The sequence below is a fragment of the Clostridioides sp. ZZV15-6383 genome (assembly GCF_020657735.1).
GTDB lineage: Bacteria > Bacillota > Clostridia > Peptostreptococcales > Peptostreptococcaceae > Clostridioides > Clostridioides difficile_D.
In genome coordinates, this window is the sequence record NZ_JAGWCV010000028.1 from 21,760 (window position 1) to 41,913 (window position 20,154).

Consider the following 20,154-nt stretch of genomic DNA (forward strand, 5'->3'; position numbering starts at 1 on the left):
AGTAAAGTCTTTTTATTTTATAATTAAGATTCTCTTTGAGTGTCTTTTTTATTGTCTGAAACTTATAGTATTTAAATTCATGAAAAGTTAGATATTTATTAAGGGAGGATTGTTGTTTCATGAAAAAGGCAATATCTTGTGTACTAGCAGTATCGATGTGTAGTGCACCACTAAACGTTTTTGCAGAACCTATATTAGAGGGTAAGATAAGAGCAGTTGAAAAATCAGTTACAGAAAAGTTAAGGGGGAGTCTTGAAGTAGATTTAAATTTTTCACTTCCAATAAAAAATAATGAGTCAGAAAGTATGACTAATATGCAGTTACGATTAGAAGATAATCGTAACAATAGTGGAATAATAAAGCTTGGAGAAAAAGATTCAGGAACAGTAAATGTTGGGACAGATAATATAGAATATACTATAAAGAAACTATCTGCAAGTAGAAGTGAAATAAAAAATAAAGATGAAAATATATCATATTATAATATTGTATTTAATAATTTACCTGTTGGAAAATACAATGTAGAGGTATCTGGAGGTGGCTTTAATAGTAAGGAAATTAAAGACATTGATATATCAAGTTATTCACAAAGAGTTTTATTAAGCAATAGAGCAAGTGTAGATGATAAAAATCAACCTTTAAACTATGAACTATTCTTGATGGGTGATGTAAATAATGATGGAAAAGTGGATAAGAGTGATTATGAGAATGTATTAAAAAATATAAATTCAAATAAAAGTGAATATGATTTAAATAGAGATGGAAAGGTAGATATTGCTGACCTAGATTATGTTCAGAAAAATTTAGGGCAAAGTGAAGACGCAAAAAGCCTAGAGAGTATAGTATCTACTAATCCTATAGTAGATACAAGTAAAATAACATTAGAAAAAAACAGTTATACAAATATTCAGGGTACTGTAGAGGATTTATTCAGTGAAGAGAATAGTGGAGTTAAAATATCTCCAGTAAATGCAGGTGATAAGATATCAGAAGAAAAACCAGCAGTAATGGATATAGCTTTATCAGAAGCACTTGATATGGAAGTCATAAATATAAAAGCACCTGAAGGGAATGCTCCAGCAAAAGGAATAGTTGAAGTTACAGATAAAGATGGTAATGTTCAGCAGGTTCCTTATGAAAATAAAGAATATGTGGAAACTTTAAAAGAGGAACAGAAGCAAGAGGAAGTAAACAATGAACAAGAAGAAACAAATAATAAAGATGAAAATATAGAGCAGTCTGATAATAATAACTTAGACAGTAATCAAGAAGAAAAAAATGATAAAGAAGATTCAACTTCAAATACAACTGATAAAGAAAATAACGATAAAGAAAATAATGATAAAGAAAATAATGATAAAGAAAATTCATCAACAGATAAGTCTGATTCAGACAAAGATACATCAAAACAAGAAGACAATATCAGCAAAGATGATAGTTCTACAATATCTACATACGGTAGGTCAGCAGTAGAAACATATGCAGAAGTTCAAGATAGCGATATAGTAATAAATCTTGGTAAACAAGTAGCAGTAAAAAAGATAACAATAAAAATAACAGCTACAACAGCAAATGATAGAAATCTTGCAGAAATATCTAAGGTTGAGTTTTTAAATAATGTTTATAAAGAAATACCAAAGCCAGATATGAATATACCTAAAATCAATAAAATATCAACTAGTACTGCTGTTGGAAATGAAAAGGTATCTTTTTATTGGAATAATGAAGTAAATGTATCAGCATATGAGCTTATATTAGATACGATTGACAGTAGCGGAAAGGTATTATCAACTAAAAAATTACAAACTAGTAAAAATACTATAGATGTTAGAGATATACAAGCATATGGATTATATAGAGTTAGCATACAGTCTTTAAATGGAGATTGGAGTAGTGGATATAAAGATGCAACAGCAGAAAACTTGGATGGAGTTCCAGAAAATGTAGACTCAAACTATAAGCCTATACAATTTAGTCCTGATAGTATAATAGAATTTCAAGTTGTTCCAGATACAAAACCAGAACCACCAGAAGGTATAAATGTCAAAGGTAAATTTAAATCTCTTGATGTAAGTTGGAAAAATCATAAACAAGCTAAAGACTTTGATTTGTACTATAAAGAAAAAGGCTCTAATGGATCCTGGATAAAATACAATGATAAGCTTATTCGTGGGACAAGTTCAAAGATAGAAGGTCTTAAGGATAATACAACATATGAAGTTAAAATGACAGCTACTAACCACTTGGGAACTAGTGGAATGTCTAAAACATATATAGGTACAACTGAAAGTATGGATGCTCCAACAACACCTAACTATAGACTAATTAATACTACTAAGTTAGATGCAGGCTTTGGAATACCAACAAATCACATTGTAGATGTTGCTTATCCAGATGGATATGACAAAAGTGAATATAATGATAAAAATCCATTTGATAGATTCAATATAGTAGATGGAGACTTTACAACACACTGGACATTCCCAACATATAATGCAGCCGAGGGAACGAATAGAGGGCCAATAATAACTTTTGATAAAGCTTATACTATGGATACTTTTATGGCTACACCTCGCTTTGATGTTTCTGATAAGACAATTAATGATTTTGAAATACAATACTGGGACGAAAATGGGCAAGTACATAATTTAGGTGATGTACCTTTTGAAACAAAGACAGACCCTGTAAATAATAATATATATGTAATGGTCAGATTAAAGGAACCAATAAATGCTACTAAAGTACAAGTAAGTGTTTGTTCTTCTTATTCATATAAAGCGAATATATCAGAACTTAAATTCTATGAGTATGACAGTATAGAAAAAGATGTAAGAAATTTATTTGTAGATGACTTACAAGTTGAATTAAAAGAAGATGTAACTCAAGAAAAAATAACGGAATTAAAAGATAGAATTAGTACTCCTGATAAAGTGAGTGGGGAATATCATCCATATAAGACAGTTATTGATAGAGAATTAAAGCTAGCACAAGACTTGTATAACGATAGAGCTACACTTGCTGATGTAACAACTGTAAATCAAGATATAAATGTTTCAGGAAGATACAAAGATAAGAGTGGGAACTATACTGTTAAGTCTAATAATCTAGGTATGGGAAATGATTGGCAAGCATTGGGTGTAGCTGCTAGAGCTGGAGATGAAATCACAGTATATGTTGGAAGTAAAAGTGGTAGAACTCCTAAGCTGATATATACACAATACTATGGAGAGTCTGGTGCATATAAGAGTGGAGAAATAAATCTTAACACTGGTAAAAATGTAATTCAGTTAAGTAAGCTTCATAGTTTAGATGTAGAGTGTGGAGGAAGCTTGTACATAAGATACCCTTATGATACTCCAAGTGGTGGAGATATAAAGGTACGTGTAGCAGGAGCTACTAAGATACCACATCTTAACTTAAATGGAATGATAAATGATAAGAGTCCTGAAGGAGTTTCTGAATCTAAGAAAAAGATAAGAGCCTATATAGAAGAATTAACTAAATATAAGAATGATATAAATGGAGAACCATATTATCCAGGAACGAATATTGGCAATTCATATGGATATTCAGAAGCAACTGGTGTATTAAACACTACAGATATTGAAAGTGATAAAGTTACATTAAATGTTCCTGCAACAGCTGTATATCAAGGAATATCAAAAGGAAATTCTGATTTAAATACACAAGTAGATAGATTGTACAATAGTATGCTTGCATGGGAACAAATAATGGACTTAATATATTCTGAAAGAGGAGTATTTAAGACACAAGACTTAGATGGTAATGGAACTGTAGATGACAATGAATTTGACATAACTAAAAATGATATGGCTCCTAAATCTCGTATGAATATAAAATATCAAAGAATGTTTATTGGAGCATTTATGTATGCTTCTGGTTTACATGTAGGAGTAGAGTATGGTTCAGTTCCAGGACTTATGAATGGAGTACCTTTCCAAATAGATGCTAGTGGAAAAGCTACAGGAGGAAGTTTATTTGGATGGGGAATAGGTCATGAGATAGGACATGTTACAGACATTGGTAAGATGACATATAGCGAAACTAGTAACAATGTACTTGCTTTACTTGCTCAAACATTTGATGATAAGACACACTCAAGACTTGAAGGTTCAACAATGGATAAGATATATGAACATGTAACTTCAAACAGTTTAGGTATACCAAGTAATGTATTTGAGAGACTTGGAATGTTGTGGCAATTACATTTAGTTTATGACGATGATTTTACTGGTTCAATGCTAAAGAATAACTCGGATGCTGATTTAAGCAATGATACATTCTACGCTAAAATTTCAAGAAAATACAGGGCACTTTCAAGTGGTGACCCAATCAATAATTTACCAAAAGACCAAATGTTAGTTGCAATGGCATCAAGTGTTGTTGAAAAAGATTTAAGAGATTACTTTAAGGCATGGGGAGTAGAAATTACACAAGAGCTAAACAGTATAATGGATAGTAAAAAGTACGCAAAAGAGACTAGAAAGATACAATATATAAATGATGAAGCTAGAAGAAAGATTTTAAATGAAAATATAGCAAGCATGGCAGAGGATACAAAAGTAAGTGCTGGTTTTGCTGATGGGGCACAAAGTGGTTCTCTAGTTAAATCTAATAAAATATCTATAGACCTAGATGTTGATAAAGACAAAGATAAGATATTGGGATATGAGATAATAAGAAGTGATGGAAACTACTTAGATGGTGAAAATGGAACTCAAGTAAAATATAGAACAGTGGGATTTGTAGATGCAAAAGGAAATAGCCAAGCTAAATTTACTGACAATATATCTCCTCTTAATAATAGAGCATTTACATATAAAGTAGTTGCATATGATTATCATCTAAATCCAACAGATGAGTTTGAAGTTGGTACTGTAAAATTATCAGATGAAGGAAAAATAAACAAATCAGCATGGTCATTTATAACAAACACTGTTTCTGATGGTGATGTTAGAACTGAAAATGACTCACATGGACCATTACAAAATCCAGAGATTGATAACATCAAGGATAATGATGCAAGTACTACATATAAAGGAAAGAGAATAAGTAAAGCTGAGTGGAATAAAGACCCACAAAAAGACCCAGATATAAATGTAGAAGAAAATCCATATATAATAGTAGATATGAAGGAAACATTGCCTATAGTAGGGTTAAAATATACAAAGCCAAAAACTGAAGCTAGAAAATTATCATTAAAAGGATTATTTAACTTTAGAAAGGACACTAGTACAACATACAGCCCTTTAACTAATTATAAGATACAAGTAAGTAATGATAAAAAGAATTGGGAAGATGTTAGCCAAGGAACTTTTGAATATGGACAAGATTTAGTTGGTGGAGGAAAAGACCAAGATAATGAAGCTAGAGTTACATTTAATAAAGATGGTAAACTTTGGACATACCAAGCTAGATATGTAAAACTAATATCAAACAATAAGTCTAATATAGAAGTTGCAGAGTTGGATATAATTGGTCCTCCAGGTGACAATATAGAGATTGGAACAGTAAATAGTGTAGACCAAACTCGTACTAATGGAATTGGAAAACTAGCAGAAGATTATGTATATCAAAGTGATGACCCTAATACAAGTGAAAATGAAACAGCTAAGATTCCAGCTGGTTCAATAGTAATTACAGGAGAATACAGTGGAAATCCAGCGTTTAATTTACCATTACTTATAGATAAAAATAATAAAACTATATCTGGAGAAGCACTCTTATTTGCAGAAGTGCCAGAAAAAGGTGGATTAGGTGAAATAAGTAAAGGTACATGGGTTTACTATATGCCAAAAGAAGGCTTTGATTCTTTAAGTGATAAGGTTAAGGCTGAATTATATAGATATAATGACCTTCAAGGAGATACTCCAGTAGGTCAAAGATTTGTAAGTGATACAATGTATGTAACTGTAGGAGCTAAGAATTATGATGAGTTAAAGACAATAAGTCTTACTGATAGTAATAGTAAAGTTAGAAAAGTTACAAGAAATGCTATTGATGTTAGTAATAAGAAGGTTATAGTTGTGAGTAATAAAGTAAAAGGTAATATTATTAGAGATAAATAGTAGGTGGAACTCTAAAAAACCAAAAAATACTAGTACTAACATTGCATATTTAATATGATTAGGTACTAGAATAGTTTAAAAATAGTAGATGTTAAAAGTAAAGTATATAAATGTAACTATAAGTTTAGGGTAATTTATAAATTAAATATAAAAGCTAGGTGGATGAGTAATTTTATCCATCTAGCCAATGATAGATAAGGACGGGTGTTAATGAGTAAAAGAAAATCTTTTATAAGAACCATAGCAATGTCAACTATGGCAGTAGCTGTAACTGGTAGTGTTACATGTGCATATGCAGCTCCAGTTTTGCAAGGAACAAAAACGTATGAGAAAGTAAATACTATAGATATATCTGTGGACTCAGTAGAAAACATAGTATATTCATTTCAAGCTAGTATAAAAGTACAAGGTGAGGTTGAAGTAGTAGGTAATGAGCAGAAAGAAAAAATTAGTTGGTCTGATAATATAAAATCTCAGATAAAAAGTGGAAATGCGAATGCTACTTGTAGAGCAGAATACAACAAATCAACTAATACAACTACATTAGATATATATGTTACATCAAATGAGGATTTACTAGATGGAAATAGATTGAATATAGGAAGAATATCTGTAAAAAAATCTGGTAGTAACTCAAATGCTGGCTATAAAGTTTTAGGAAATGGAACAAGTGATAAACCAGCTTTAAAAATTGTAACATATAACAATAAAACAGTGGATTATGAAAGTATAAACTCTGATGAAGGTTTAATATTTACCCTTATTAATGAGAGTGAAGTAAAACCAATTGGAGGAACTGGTTCTAGTAAAAATGACCCTGAAAAGTATAAGGTAGAGAAAAGTGAAGCACTTGAATATTTATTAAAAAATATTAGGATAAACTATTCTGTTGTTAGTAAAGAAACAGAAGAAAGTGATTCAAATGTAATATTAAAACTTGGCTTATCACAAAAAACAACTAGGGGAAGAAAAGCTACAATAAACAAACATGTTGAAGTTATACTTCCTAAAAGTTTAGAGTACATAGTTGAAAATGAATTATCCAAACCAGATGAATTACCACCAGATAATGGTAGTAGTGGAAATAATGGTGGAGGAAATGATTCAGGTGGTTCATCTAGTGGTGGAAGTTCAAGTGATTCTACATCTAATGTCACAGTCAAAAAATTAAAAGGTGCTGATAGATTTGAGACAGCTGCCAAAATATCTCAAAGTGGTTGGACAAAATCAGATACAGTTGTAATAGTAAATGGAGAAGATAAAAGTATGGTGGATGGACTTACAGCTACACCACTTGCTAGTGTAAAAAATTCACCAATTCTTTTATCATCAAATGAAAAGCTTCCTCAAAGAACTGTAGAAGAATTGAAAAGACTAAATCCATCAAAAGTAATTGTGATAGGTGGAAACAATTCAATGCCAAATTCAGTTGTTGAAGCTATCAAAGCTGTAAATTCAAAAATATCAGTACAAAGAATAGGTGGAGATACAAGATATCAAACTTCTATTAATATAGCAAAAGAAATAGATAAGACGAATAATGTAAGCAAGTTGTATATAGGGGCAGGAAATGGAGAAGCTGATTCATTATCAATAGCATCACTGGCTGGTAAAGAAAAAACTCCAATAGTACTTACACAAAAAGATGGTGTAGATAATGAAGTAGAACAATTTATTAAATCAAACAAGGTGTCAAATATATACTTTATTGGTGGAATAGAAAAAATATCTAATAAGGCTATTGAACAGGTTGGAAAAATAGCAAACAAAGATATATCAAACAATAGAGTGGCAGGTCAAACTAGACAAGATACTAATGCCAAAGTAATAGATAAATTCTATTCTCAATCCAAGCTAGATGGAGTTGTAGTTGCAAATCAAGATAAACTTATAGACGCTTTAGCAGTCGGACCATTAGCAGCTAAAAACAATTCACCAGTTATACTTGCTACAAATACGTTAGATAAATCACAAGAATCGTCATTAAAAGGTAAAAATTCATCAAAGTTGTTTGAAGTAGGTGGAGGAATAGCTTCATCTGTAGTAGATAAGATTAAGAGTTTAATTGAAAAATAAATATTAAGTAAATCGAAAATAAGAATGTATTTAGATATAAATTTATATATCTAAAAGTGCATTCTTATTTTATTTTTATTATCTTAATAATTTAATAATATTGAGGTTAAAATGTATAATAATTTAAGCAGTATATAAGTTTAATTTTAAATAAATCATGTATCTTTCATATATAAATATAAATTAAATTTTGAACATCTTTAAATTGAAGTCAAAAATAATTTTCTAAATTTAATAAAATAAAATATTAATGTATAGACTAGATATATTAATATCATATATACTCTATAATATATGGAAAATAAAGAGAAAATAAATGGAAAATAATTACAATATAAAATATAAAAATCATCAGGGGGATATGAAAATGAACAAAAAAATATTATCATTAGGTCTGGCAGTATCATTAATCTTAGTAAACTTCAAAAGTGTAAATGCATCATCAGTAGTAGAAAAAATATATGGTAAAGATAGATATGAAACAGCAGCAAAGATAGCTGATAGACAGAACTATGAAATAGTAATTTTAGTAAATACAGAAAAATCACTTGCAGATGGATTAAGTGCAAGTGGATTGTCAGGTGCTACAAAAGCACCAATACTATTTACACAACAAAATAAGATACCAGCAGACACAAGTAGATGTTTAAAAAATATCAAAAAAGCATACATAATAGGTACAGAAGATACTATAAGTAAATCAGTAGAAAAAGAACTAGATTCTAAAAATATAGAGGTCAAAAGAATTGGTGGAGAAGATAGACTAAAAACAAGCTATTTAATAGCTAAAGAAATAGCAACTATAAAAAAAGTGGATAAAGTACTATTAACTAATGCATATAGTGGAGAAGCAGATGCAATGAGTGTATCATCAGTAGCTACTAGAGATGGAGCTCCAATCATACTTACAGATGGAAAGAGTGTGCCTTTTGATGTAAAAAATATTCAATCATATTGTATAGGCTCAGAGGAGATAATGAGTAAGCCTCTAGTTAAAAATACAAACTCAGTAAGAATAGAAGGAACTGACCGATTTGAAACTAACAAAAAGGTAATAGACTACTTTTTTAAGAGTGCAGATGGATTCTATGTATCAGATGGATACCAATTAGTAGATGCAATAGCAGCGGCACCACTTACTAAAAACTCTCCAATGGTACTAGTAAATGATGGAAGTGATAAGACTGTATTAGAAGGAACTAAGAATATAACTTCTGTAGGTGAAATAGATGAGAAGGTAGTACAACAATGTATAAATGCTTCAAAGTCAAATGGACAACCCCCAACAATTACAGTTGGAAGTACAGAGATATATAAGGGTGAAAAGTTTGACACTGGCAAGTTAAATATAGTGGCTAAAGATAACACTGGGAAGGTATTGCCAATAGAAGTTGATGGATTTATAGATACAAATAGAGTAGGTACATACATGTTGACATTAAAGGCTACAGATGAATTGGGGAAAAGTACAGAAAAAAGAGTAGAAATAAAAGTGCTAGATGATAAATCTCATGATTACAACAGCCCAGAATTTAAAAGAATGGTGTCTACTGAAATGTATAACTTAATTAATTCCTATAGAAAAGAAAAAGGTAAAGAGCCTTTGGTAGTATCTAGTAAGCTAGAAGGTATGGCAAATGCGTGGTCTAAGTATATGATGGATAAAAAAGTATTTGCACATTATATAGATGGTAAAAATGCTCCACAAGTATTTTCTGAGTTTGGAATGAGAAGTGAGGAAAATATAGCATATATTTATATAGATTCTAAGAACGTTCAAACTACACAAGATGCAAAAGACTTGGCAAAGGCTATATTTGAAGTGTGGAAGAAATCTCCAGAATACAATGCAAACATGCTTAGTGATGAGTTTTATAGTACTGGATTTGGGCTTTATATATTATCTGATGGTCAAGTGCATGCTACTCAAGAGTTTTTAAATGGCAATGAAGGTAGCTTGTAAAAAATTCCATAAATGTTGTTTTTTTGTTAATTTACTGATATTATAAAATCAAAATCACATCTAAAGTACTTTTTGTAATCTGTTTTGTTATTGCTTTATAGGTTATGGTATTTTAGATGTTTTTTGTTTTAGTAGTTTGTAAATTTTGAGGGAATCACTACTGAGGGTGTAATTTATGATTAGCTGAATTATATAAAAAATTAGTAGGAGGAGTTCGATGAAGGTAAATAAGAGAGTATTATCGATAGGATTGACAATATCATTAATAATGGCAGGAGCACCAAATATCAATGCACTTTCAAGTATAGAAAAGATACAAGGGAAAGATAGATATGAGACTTCTGCATTGATAGCAGATAGACAAATATATGATACAGTCATATTAGTAAATACTGATAATTCTATAGTAGATGGATTAAGTGCAAGTGGATTATCTGGAGTTGCAAAAGCTCCTATAATGTTGGTACAAAGAGATAAGATACCAACAGATGTTGAAAAAAGATTAAAGGATGTTAAGAATGCTTATGTTATAGGTACAGAGGATACAATAGGTAAATCTGTAGAAAATCAACTTAAGAATAAGGGGATTGAGGTTAAAAGAATTGGTGGTGATGATAGAATAAAGACTAGCTATCTTATAGCTAAGGAGATTTCATCTATTAAACCAGTAAATGATGGAGATAAGGTTTTTCTTGTAAATGGATATACAGGTGAGGCTGATGCAATGAGTGTATCTTCTGTAGCTGCTAGAGATGGAGTTCCTGTTATACTTACTGATGGAAAGATTATACCATTTAAGGTTGATGGCGTTCAATGCTATTCTCTTGGGTCAGAGGAGATAATGAGTAATGAACTAGTGAATAAGACTAATTCTGTTAGGATTGCTGGTAAGGATAGATTTGAGACTAACAAGAAGGTTATACAACGCTTTTATAAGGGAACAAAGAAGTTTTATGTTTCTCAAGGGTATAAGTTAGTTGATGCTGTGGCTGGTTCTCCGTTGGCTAAGGACAAACCTATAGTACTTGTTAATGATGGAAGTGATAAGAGTGTGCTTAGAGGTGCTGATGAAGTTACTTCTTTAGGAGGAATGGATAAGAAGGTTGGTGACCAATGTATTAGTTCTGCATCTGATAAAAATACAATGCCTACAATCACTGCTAATGATGTAGAGATTTCTGTAGGGGATAAGTTTGATAATAGTATGTTAAATATAGTTGCTACTGATTATTATGGAAATGATTTAAAGACTAATGTTGAAGGAAATGTAGATATTAACAAGGCTGGAATATATGTTTTAAATATAAGTGTAGTGGATAATTTAGGTCAGAAGAGTGAGATTAGTGTAAATGTTAAGGTAGTTGTAAATACAAGTACAAAAGACCCTAATAGTTATGAGTTTAAGGCTATGGTATCTAATGAGATGTACGATTTAGTTAATTCATATAGAAAAGAAAAAGGTAAGAAGAGTTTAAGAGAATTAGATTCTTTAGCTGGAATGGCAAATGCATGGTCTAAATATATGGATGATAAGAAGGTGTTTGCCCATGAGATTGATGGTAAAAATGCAGCTGAAGTATTTTTTGGATTTGGAGCAAGAAGTGGTGAAAATATTGCATATCTACCAATGAATGTTAAATCTGTTTATGCCTCTAAAGATGCAAAGGATATTGCTAAGTCTATTTTTGATTTATGGAAGAAGTCTTCTAAGTATAATGAGAATATGTTGAAAGAAGAATTTTATAGTTTTGGGTTTGGTATGCATGTTTCTGGTAAAGGAGAAGTGAATGCAACAATGGAATTTTTAAATAGTTAGATTTTATATTAATTTATATTGGAAAAGATATAACAAATTTGTAAAAATAGATATATAAAATTAAAATAAGTGAGGAAATTATAAAAAATAATTTAAAAAATATAAAAATGGTGAAAAAACAATTAATTTGTTGGAAAAAACTTCAATTAATTTTGCATAAATTATTGAAATTATATTTTATATAGTCTATCATAAGAGTGTGAGAAATATTTGGATTATATGAACATGGAAATTTAATGTACATAATTAAAGAGATGTAATTAATATAATGTTGGGAGGAATTTAAGAAATGAAGAAGAAAAATTTAGCAATGGCAATGGCAGCTGTTACTGTTGTAGGTTCTGCTGCTCCAATATTTGCTGATACTACTGTTAAAGAAGAAGGATATACGGTAGTACAAGACAAATATGAAAAATTACTTAAAGAATTAAAGGCAAAGATAAAAGATGGAACTATTACATCAGTTGGTGTTGAATTTGATGGAAAACCAATTACTACATTAGCACCAAAGGCAGATGGTAGTGATAAAGATGCAATAGCAGAACAGTTAGAAACTCTTACTAAAAACCAACTTAAAGGTTTAGGTGATGGAAAATATGTAGATTTTAAAATTACTTATGGTGCTAATGCAGAAGTTCCAGCTGCTTCATTAAGTGCAGATGATATACAAAAATATGCAGATCAAATAAATGCTTCTGAGAAAACATTAGTTGAAGTAGCAGCAGGATCTGAAGCAGGTATAGCAAAATTTGATTCTGCTAACAATAAAGTTATAGCAGGAGATGCTCCTCTTAAAGTTAAAGATGCAGTGAAAGCGACTGTTACTACTAATGGTAGTGGTAAAAAAGTTCTTACAATATCAGCTGCAACTGGATTATCAGGATTCTCATATGGGGTAATTAAAGATTCAAATGCAGTTCAAGGTGATGTTAGTGTAATAACTCTTGACACTACAAATGCAACAATAACAGAAGGTGATACTAAAGTATTAGATTTTGATAATTCATTTAAATTTGATGCAAATACTAAAAAAGTTGGTAGTTTAGTTACAACAAATACAGAAAAAACTCCAGCAGATCCTGGTGCTACAACTACTGTTAGAGTAATAAAAGCTATAGAAAAAACAATAGATGTAAGTTCAAGTTCAACTACAAAAGCTAAAGATTTAGCTAAACAATACGTATTCACAGATGTTAGCGATACTGATCCAGAAAGTTTAAGTTATATGCTTAAAAATATAAATGATGGAAAAGTAGCTGTGAAAAATACTGATGGAGATTATGAAGTAACTATATTCCCAGAAGGAAAAAGATTAAATACTTTAGCTGCTTCTTCAACAAAAACTATTTTAGGAGATAAAGATACTCCAGCAAAAATAGTTTTAAAAGCTTCAACAACAAAAAAATTAGCAGACTATATAGATGATTTAATAACTTATAACAATAGTTATTCAAATGTACAAACTGTAGCAGGTAGTGATAGAATAGAAACTGCTATAGAATTAAGCCGTAAATACTATAATTCTACTGATAAAAATGCTTTATATGGAAATCCTGTAAATAATGTTGTATTAGTAGGTTCTCAAGCTATAGTTGATGGATTAGTAGCATCTCCTTTAGCAGCAGAAAAAGATGCTCCTTTATTATTAAGTTCTAAAGATAAATTAGACTCATCAACAAGAGCTGAAATAAAAAGAGTTATGGACTTAAATTCTTCAACAGGAATAAAAAATAATAAAGAAGTTTTTATAGCAGGTGGTGTAAATTCTATATCTAAAGACGTTGAAAATGAACTAAAAGATATGGGACTTAAAGTAACTAGATTATCAGGTGATGATAGATATGAAACTTCATTAGCTATAGCTGATGAAATAGATATAAATGATAAAGCTTATGTAGTAGGTGGAACAGGGTTAGCAGATGCTATGAGTATTGCTCCAGTTGCATCTCAGATAAAAGATGGTGAAGCTACTCCAATAGTAGTTGTAGATGGAAAAGCTGATAAATTATCTAAAGAAGCTGAAGATTTCTTAGATGATGCACAAGTAGATATAATCGGTGGAGAAAATAGTGTTTCTGCTAAAATGGAAGATTATATAGATGATGCTACTGGAAAATCTCCAGAAAGAATTAGTGGTGCAGATAGACAAGCAACTAATGCTGAAGTTATAAAAGAATATTTTGATAAAGATGGAGTTTCAAATTACTTCTTAGCAAAAGATGGTTCAACTAAAGAAGATCAATTAGTTGATGCTTTAGCAGCAGCAGCAGTAGCTGGAAACTATGGTTCTACACATAATGAAGATGGAGACATAACTAAAGATGCTTCTCCTGCTCCAATTATTTTAGCAACTGATAATTTATCAGCTGAACAACATGTAGCTGTAAGCAAAACTGCTACTACTAATGGTGCTAAGAACTTAGTACAAGTAGGTCAAGGAATAGCTGACTCAGTTGTTAGTAAATTAAAAGATTTATTAGATATGTAATATAAATTTTATATATTGAATAAAAAGGTTTCTCTTTTGAGGAACCTTTTTTAGTTTGAATATAAATTTTTATAAATAAAAAAGAGGCTAAATTAGCCTCTTTTTAATGTGAGAAACACTTAAAAAATAAGATGTAATTATTTATTTAAGTATCATTATTATACTATACCTTAAAATAAATGTCTACTATTCCATCATTTTAAGGTATAATAGTAAGTGGAAAACAATTTAGGAGGTAAATTAAATATGTCAGTTTTAGATGTAATACTAGACAAAACAGATGAATTAGAAATTAAAAAATTAAATAATATAGTAGATAAAATAGATGCTTTAGAAGATAGTGTACAAATATTAGATGATGAAGCATTAAAAAATATGACACATGTATTTAAGGATAGATTAAGTAAAGGAGAAACCTTAGATGACATCTTGCCAGAAGCCTTTGCTGTTGTAAGAGAAGTATCAAAAAGAATATTAGGTATGCGTCAATATAGAGTTCAATTAATTGGTGGGATTGTATTACATCAAGGGAAAATAGCAGAGATGAGAACTGGAGAAGGAAAGACTCTAGTAGGAGTAGCTCCAGTTTATTTAAATGCATTGACAGGTAAGGGTGTACATGTCATAACGGTTAATGATTACTTAGCTCAACGTGATAAAGAACTTATGCAGCCAGTATATGAATTCTTGGGACTAACAGTAGGAGTAATTATTAATGGGCAAGAACCAGCAGAACGAAAATTACAATATCAATGTGACATTACTTATGGTACAAACAATGAGTATGGATTCGATTATCTAAGAGATAATATGGTAACCAAAAAATTAGACAAAGTTCAAAGAGAACTAAACTTTGCTATAGTTGATGAGGTTGATTCAATACTTATAGATGAAGCTAGAACTCCACTTATAATTGCTGGTGAAGGGGATGAAGGTACTAAGTTATATGAACTTGCAAATGCGTTTATAAAAACTATAAAAGATGAAGATTTTGAAATGGATAGAAAAGATAAAACTATAGCACTTACTGCAAGTGGTCTTAGTAAAGCTGAGAAATTTTTTGGAATAGAAAATATCACTCATATAGATAATATAGAAATTTTTCACCATGTAAATCAATCTCTAAGAGCACATAAATTAATGGACATAGATGTTGAATATGTTGTTAGAGATAATGAGATACTAATTGTAGATGAATTTACGGGAAGAATAATGGATGGAAGAAGGTTTACTGATGGTCTTCATCAAGCTATTGAAGCTAAAGAAGGCGTAAAGATAAATGATGAATCAAAGACCATGGCAACTGTAACATTTCAAAATTTCTTCAGATTATATTCTAAATTATCAGGAATGACAGGTACAGCAAAGACAGAGGAAAGTGAGTTTGAAGCTACATATAAGATTAATGTTGTTCAGATACCAACTAATAAACCTGTTATAAGAGCTGATTTGCATGATAAAGTATTTAAAACAGAACGTGCAAAGTACAATGCTGTTGTGGAGGAAATAATAAGGATAAATAAAACTAAACAACCAGTGCTTGTAGGAACCGTTTCAATTGAGAAATCTGAGAAATTATCTAAACTACTTAAAAAGAAGGGTGTAAAGCACGAGGTATTAAATGCTAAACAACATGATAAGGAAGCTGAAATAATATCCAAAGCTGGTAAATTAGGTTCTGTTACAATTGCTACTAATATGGCAGGTAGAGGAACTGATATATCACTTGGAGCTGGAGATAAAGAAGAAGAAGAAAAGGTGAAAGAGTTAGGTGGCTTGTATGTTATAGGTACTGAAAGACATGAGACAAGAAGAATTGATAATCAGCTTAGAGGGCGTTCGGGAAGACAAGGTGACCCTGGAACTTCTAGATTCTTTGTAAGTTTAGAGGATGAAGTAATAAAATTGTATGGTGGAAAAAGTATAGAAAAAATATTAAAGAGAATGAATGCCAATGAAGATGAAGCATTAGAAAGTAAGGCTTTAAATAGAGCAATAGAAAGAGCACAAAAAGGCATTGAAGGTAAAAACTTTGAACAAAGAAAAAATGTTCTTAAATACGATGATACTATTAATGAGCAAAGAAAAGTAATATATGATGAAAGAAATAAGGTGCTGGATGGTTCTGATATTGAAGAAGAGATACAAAAAATGGTTATGGATATTATTACAGAGGCAGCTGAAAAGTACTTAAAAAAAGTTAGAGACTATCATGGATATTTTAAGTATTTATATAATACTTTTATGCCAGCTGATACTTTATTAATTCCAGATTTAGATAAAAAAAGTGTTGAAGAAATAGTAAATCAAACATATCAGATTTCAAAGCGTGTTTATGATCTTAAGAAGATGATGATTGGAATTGAAGAATTGGCTCAATTAGAGAAACGAGTATTACTTCAAGTTGTGGATACTTATTGGGTTGACCATATAGATGCAATGGATCAACTAAGACAATATATAGGTCTTAAATCTTATGCACAAAAAGATCCATTTAAAGAGTATGCTATAGAGGGTTATGAGATGTTTGAAGCTTTAAATAAGAATATAAGAATAACAACAGTGCAATATCTATATAAATTTAACTAAAAAAGTGACCCATTGGGTCACTTTTTATATATTAAGATTAAAGTAAAATTTATTTTACAGTACACACTCATATAGATAAATATTTATAATAATGAAAAAGAGGCTGAACGTCAGCCTCTTTTCCTGTGTGAGAAATACGGAAAAAAGAGATGCTTGAAATTTCTTTCTTCCATTTAATATTATACTATAAAGATAGTAAAAAGTCTATGAGTTATCTCTATGATTAAAAAAAAAAATTACAATTTTGTTACTTTTTAGTATACAATAATAAATTTAAATTACTCTTGTTAATTTTTGTTAATAAAATATCCAAATATTACAATATCTACAGTTTATTGAAATAATATGTAAATTATATTATAATTGGTAAATAAGGAAAAAATGGTGAAAAACTGAATTTTGTAGGGGGAAATATATGAATAGAAAAAGTATTTATGTAATTATGGCAGCTGCAATGGTAAGTACGTCAGTAGCTCCAATTTTTGCTGCAGAAACTACACAAGTAAAGAAACAAACAATAACTAAAAAGGAAGCAACAGAATTAGTTTCAAAAGTTAGAGAACTAATGGCTCAGAGATATACAGGAGGCTCTCAAGTTGGACAGCCAATATATGAAATAAAAGTTGGCGAGAATTCATCAAAATTAAAAGTAATAACTAATATAGATGAATTAGAGAAATTAGTAAATGCTTTAGGAGAAAATAAAGACCTTCTTGTTACTATATCAGATAAAGGGCATGTAACAAATAGTGCAAATGAAGTGGTTGCTGAGGCAATTGAAAAATATGAAAATTCAGCAGACCTTTCAGCTGAAGCTAATGCTATAACAGAGAAGGCTAAAACTGAAACTAATGGAATTTATAAAGTTGCAGAGGTAAAAGCATCATATGATAGTGCTAAAGACAAGTTAGTTATAACTTTAAGCGACAAAACAGAAACAGTAACTTCTAGAACTATAGATGTAGGTATTGGTGATGAAAAAATTGATTTAACAGTAAATCCAGTTGATTCAACTGGAACAAACTTAGACCCTTCAGCAGAAGGATTTAGAGTAAATAAAATAAATAAATTAGGTGTAGCAGGAGCTAAAAATATTGAGGATATTCAATTAGCTGAGATAACTATAAAAAATAGTGATTTAAATACAGTTTCACCACAAGATTTATATGATGGATATAGATTAACTATTCAAGGTAATACAATAGCAAATAGTGCAGGAAAATCAATTAATGATATTTCAGCAAAAGATTCAGAAACAGGAAAGTATAAATTCACTGTTAAATATACCGATACATCTGGAAAAGCGATAGAACTTACTGTAGAAAGTACTAATGAAAAAGAGTTAAAAGATGTTAAAGCTGCATTAGATGGAAATACAAAAGTTAATTTGATAGCTGGAGAAGATAGATATACAACTGCTGTAGCTATAGCAAAACAAACAGAATACACTGACAATATAGTTATAGTTAATTCAAATAAATTAGTTGATGGATTAGCAGCAACACCACTAGCTCAATCTAAAAAAGCACCTATATTGTTGGCATCTGATAATGAAATACCTAAAGTAACTTTAGATTATATAAAAGAAATAATTAAGAAAACTCCATCAGCTAAAATATATATAGTAGGTGGAGAATCAGCAGTATCAAACACAGCTAAGAAGCAATTAGAATCAGTAACTAAGAATGTTGAAAGATTGGTTGGAGAGGATAGACATACAACTTCAGTAGCAGTAGCAAAAGCTATGGGTTCTTTTAAAGAAGCATTTGTAGTAGGTGCAAAAGGAGAAGCTGATGCTATGAGTATAGCTGCTAAAGCTGCTGAACTTAAGGCTCCTATAATAGTAAATGGTTGGAATGATCTCTCAGCAGAAGCTATTAAGTTGATTGATGGAAAAGAGATTGGAATAGTTGGTGGTTCTAATAATGTATCTAGTCAAATTGAAAATCAACTTGTTGATATTGATAAAGATAGAAAAGTTCAAAGAGTTGAAGGAGAAACAAGACATGATACCAACGCTAAAGTTATAGAAACATATTATGACAAATTAGATAAACTATATATAGCAAAAGATGGATATGGAAATAATGGTATGCTAGTAGACGCATTAGCAGCAGGTCCTTTAGCAGCAGGGAAAGGTCCAATACTTCTAGCTAAAACTGATATAACAGACTCACAAAAGAGTGCTCTTGATAAAAAATTAAATCTTGGTGCAGAAGTAACTCAAATAGGTAATGGGGTAGAATTGACTGTAGTTCAAAAAATAGGCAAAATACTGGGATGGTAATAATCAACAATATAGAAAAGGATTCCTTATTATTTATAGGAATCTTTTTCTATCGACATAATATCCATTAAAGTATAACTTGCTCTTGACAGATAGGAGGATATGATAGTGATAGAAGAAACATTGTTTTTTTCCCCACACCAAGATGATGAAACATTAAGTATGGGTAGTGCAATAATTGAACATGTAGAAAAAAGTGATACACATGTTATATTATGTACTGATGGCAGTAAGTCAATAATAAGAAAAGTATTAGATGATGGAGGGTCATGTTCTTATCATATTAAAGATGTACATAAATATTCTTTATCAGAAAGTGATTTTTCAAAAAATAGAGATGAAGAATTTAAAGATAGTTGCAAAGCAATGGGAGTTAAAGAAAATAATATACATATAGAAAATAACAGAGCTCATGATGGAGAACTGAGTAAAGACAAAGCAAGAGAGATAATACTAAAATATTTAGAAAAACATCCTGATGCTAAAGTGAAGACAGTTACACCATATAAAGCTCTTGGAATACATGAAGACCATAGAGCATTAGGTGAAGCTGCATTGGAATTGTATAAAGAAGGAAAAATAAAAGATTTAAGATTTTATGTAGAGCCATACGATTATAATGATTTCAAAAAAGTTAATCCAAATGTTAGAGTATGGAAGGTTTTGAGTAGTCAAGAAGAGAAATTATTAAATGCTATGGATGCGTACAAGAAATGGAACCCTGAAAATGGGAACTATGCAATTGGATATCATTCTGTGAAATCTCACTTTGATGAACTAAAATCTAATAAAATCCAATATGTACATGCTCCATAAACATTAATATAAAAACTAGGAGGATATAGT

8 protein-coding genes are annotated in these 20,154 nt (G+C 30.3%); all 8 read left to right on the forward strand.

The features are described 5' to 3' along the window. Nucleotides 1-119: 119 nt before the first annotated feature. The 8 genes from KGF42_RS11540 (at nt 120) to KGF42_RS11575 (ending at nt 20,124) form a co-directional block, all read left to right on the forward strand. Nucleotides 120-6,089 carry a M60 family metallopeptidase gene (locus KGF42_RS11540; protein ID WP_227826353.1) on the forward strand — a complete coding sequence of 1,990 codons (5,970 nt, stop codon included), beginning with the start codon at nt 120-122 and terminating at the stop codon, nt 6,087-6,089. A 210-nt stretch (nt 6,090-6,299) separates the two neighbouring features. Continuing rightward, entirely contained in the window at nt 6,300-8,165 is a 1,866-nt protein-coding gene (locus KGF42_RS11545; RefSeq protein WP_227826354.1) for a cell wall-binding protein Cwp10, read from the forward strand. Between the two features lie 361 nt (nt 8,166-8,526). Further along, on the forward strand, nt 8,527-10,128 hold the full coding sequence (locus tag KGF42_RS11550) for a cell wall-binding protein Cwp11 (protein ID WP_227826365.1): 1,602 nt from the start codon (nt 8,527-8,529) through the stop codon (nt 10,126-10,128). A gap of 217 nt (nt 10,129-10,345) precedes the next feature. Beyond that, nucleotides 10,346-11,944: a cell wall-binding repeat-containing protein gene (locus tag KGF42_RS11555; protein ID WP_227826355.1), complete on the forward strand. Its 1,599-nt coding sequence runs from the start codon at nt 10,346-10,348 to the stop codon at nt 11,942-11,944. Between the two features lie 289 nt (nt 11,945-12,233). Continuing rightward, complete coding sequence (slpA, locus tag KGF42_RS11560) at nt 12,234-14,432, forward strand: S-layer protein SlpA (RefSeq protein WP_227826356.1); 2,199 nt, start codon at nt 12,234-12,236, stop codon at nt 14,430-14,432. A gap of 246 nt (nt 14,433-14,678) precedes the next feature. Beyond that, on the forward strand, nt 14,679-17,021 hold the full coding sequence (gene secA, locus KGF42_RS11565) for a preprotein translocase subunit SecA (protein ID WP_227826357.1): 2,343 nt from the start codon (nt 14,679-14,681) through the stop codon (nt 17,019-17,021). A 415-nt stretch (nt 17,022-17,436) separates the two neighbouring features. After that, the gene (locus tag KGF42_RS11570) at nt 17,437-19,308 is read left to right on the forward strand and encodes a cell wall-binding repeat-containing protein (RefSeq protein WP_227826358.1); all 1,872 of its coding nucleotides are present in this window, start codon (nt 17,437-17,439) and stop codon (nt 19,306-19,308) included. Nucleotides 19,309-19,410: 102 nt separating this feature from the next. Beyond that, nucleotides 19,411-20,124 carry a PIG-L family deacetylase gene (locus KGF42_RS11575; protein ID WP_227826359.1) on the forward strand — a complete coding sequence of 238 codons (714 nt, stop codon included), beginning with the start codon at nt 19,411-19,413 and terminating at the stop codon, nt 20,122-20,124. The last annotated feature ends 30 nt before the right edge of the window (nt 20,125-20,154 follow it).

What these genes read in the sequence shown, in the direction of transcription:
- KGF42_RS11575 (WP_227826359.1), top strand. Translation starts at nt 19,411, where the DNA reads ATGATAGTGATAGAAGAAACATTGTTTTTTTCCCCACACCAAGATGAT.
- KGF42_RS11555 (WP_227826355.1), top strand. Translation starts at nt 10,346, where the DNA reads ATGAAGGTAAATAAGAGAGTATTATCGATAGGATTGACAATATCATTA.
- KGF42_RS11545 (WP_227826354.1), top strand. Translation starts at nt 6,300, where the DNA reads ATGAGTAAAAGAAAATCTTTTATAAGAACCATAGCAATGTCAACTATG.
- KGF42_RS11540 (WP_227826353.1), top strand. Translation starts at nt 120, where the DNA reads ATGAAAAAGGCAATATCTTGTGTACTAGCAGTATCGATGTGTAGTGCA.
- KGF42_RS11570 (WP_227826358.1), top strand. Translation starts at nt 17,437, where the DNA reads ATGAATAGAAAAAGTATTTATGTAATTATGGCAGCTGCAATGGTAAGT.
- slpA (WP_227826356.1), top strand. Translation starts at nt 12,234, where the DNA reads ATGAAGAAGAAAAATTTAGCAATGGCAATGGCAGCTGTTACTGTTGTA.
- secA (WP_227826357.1), top strand. Translation starts at nt 14,679, where the DNA reads ATGTCAGTTTTAGATGTAATACTAGACAAAACAGATGAATTAGAAATT.
- KGF42_RS11550 (WP_227826365.1), top strand. Translation starts at nt 8,527, where the DNA reads ATGAAAATGAACAAAAAAATATTATCATTAGGTCTGGCAGTATCATTA.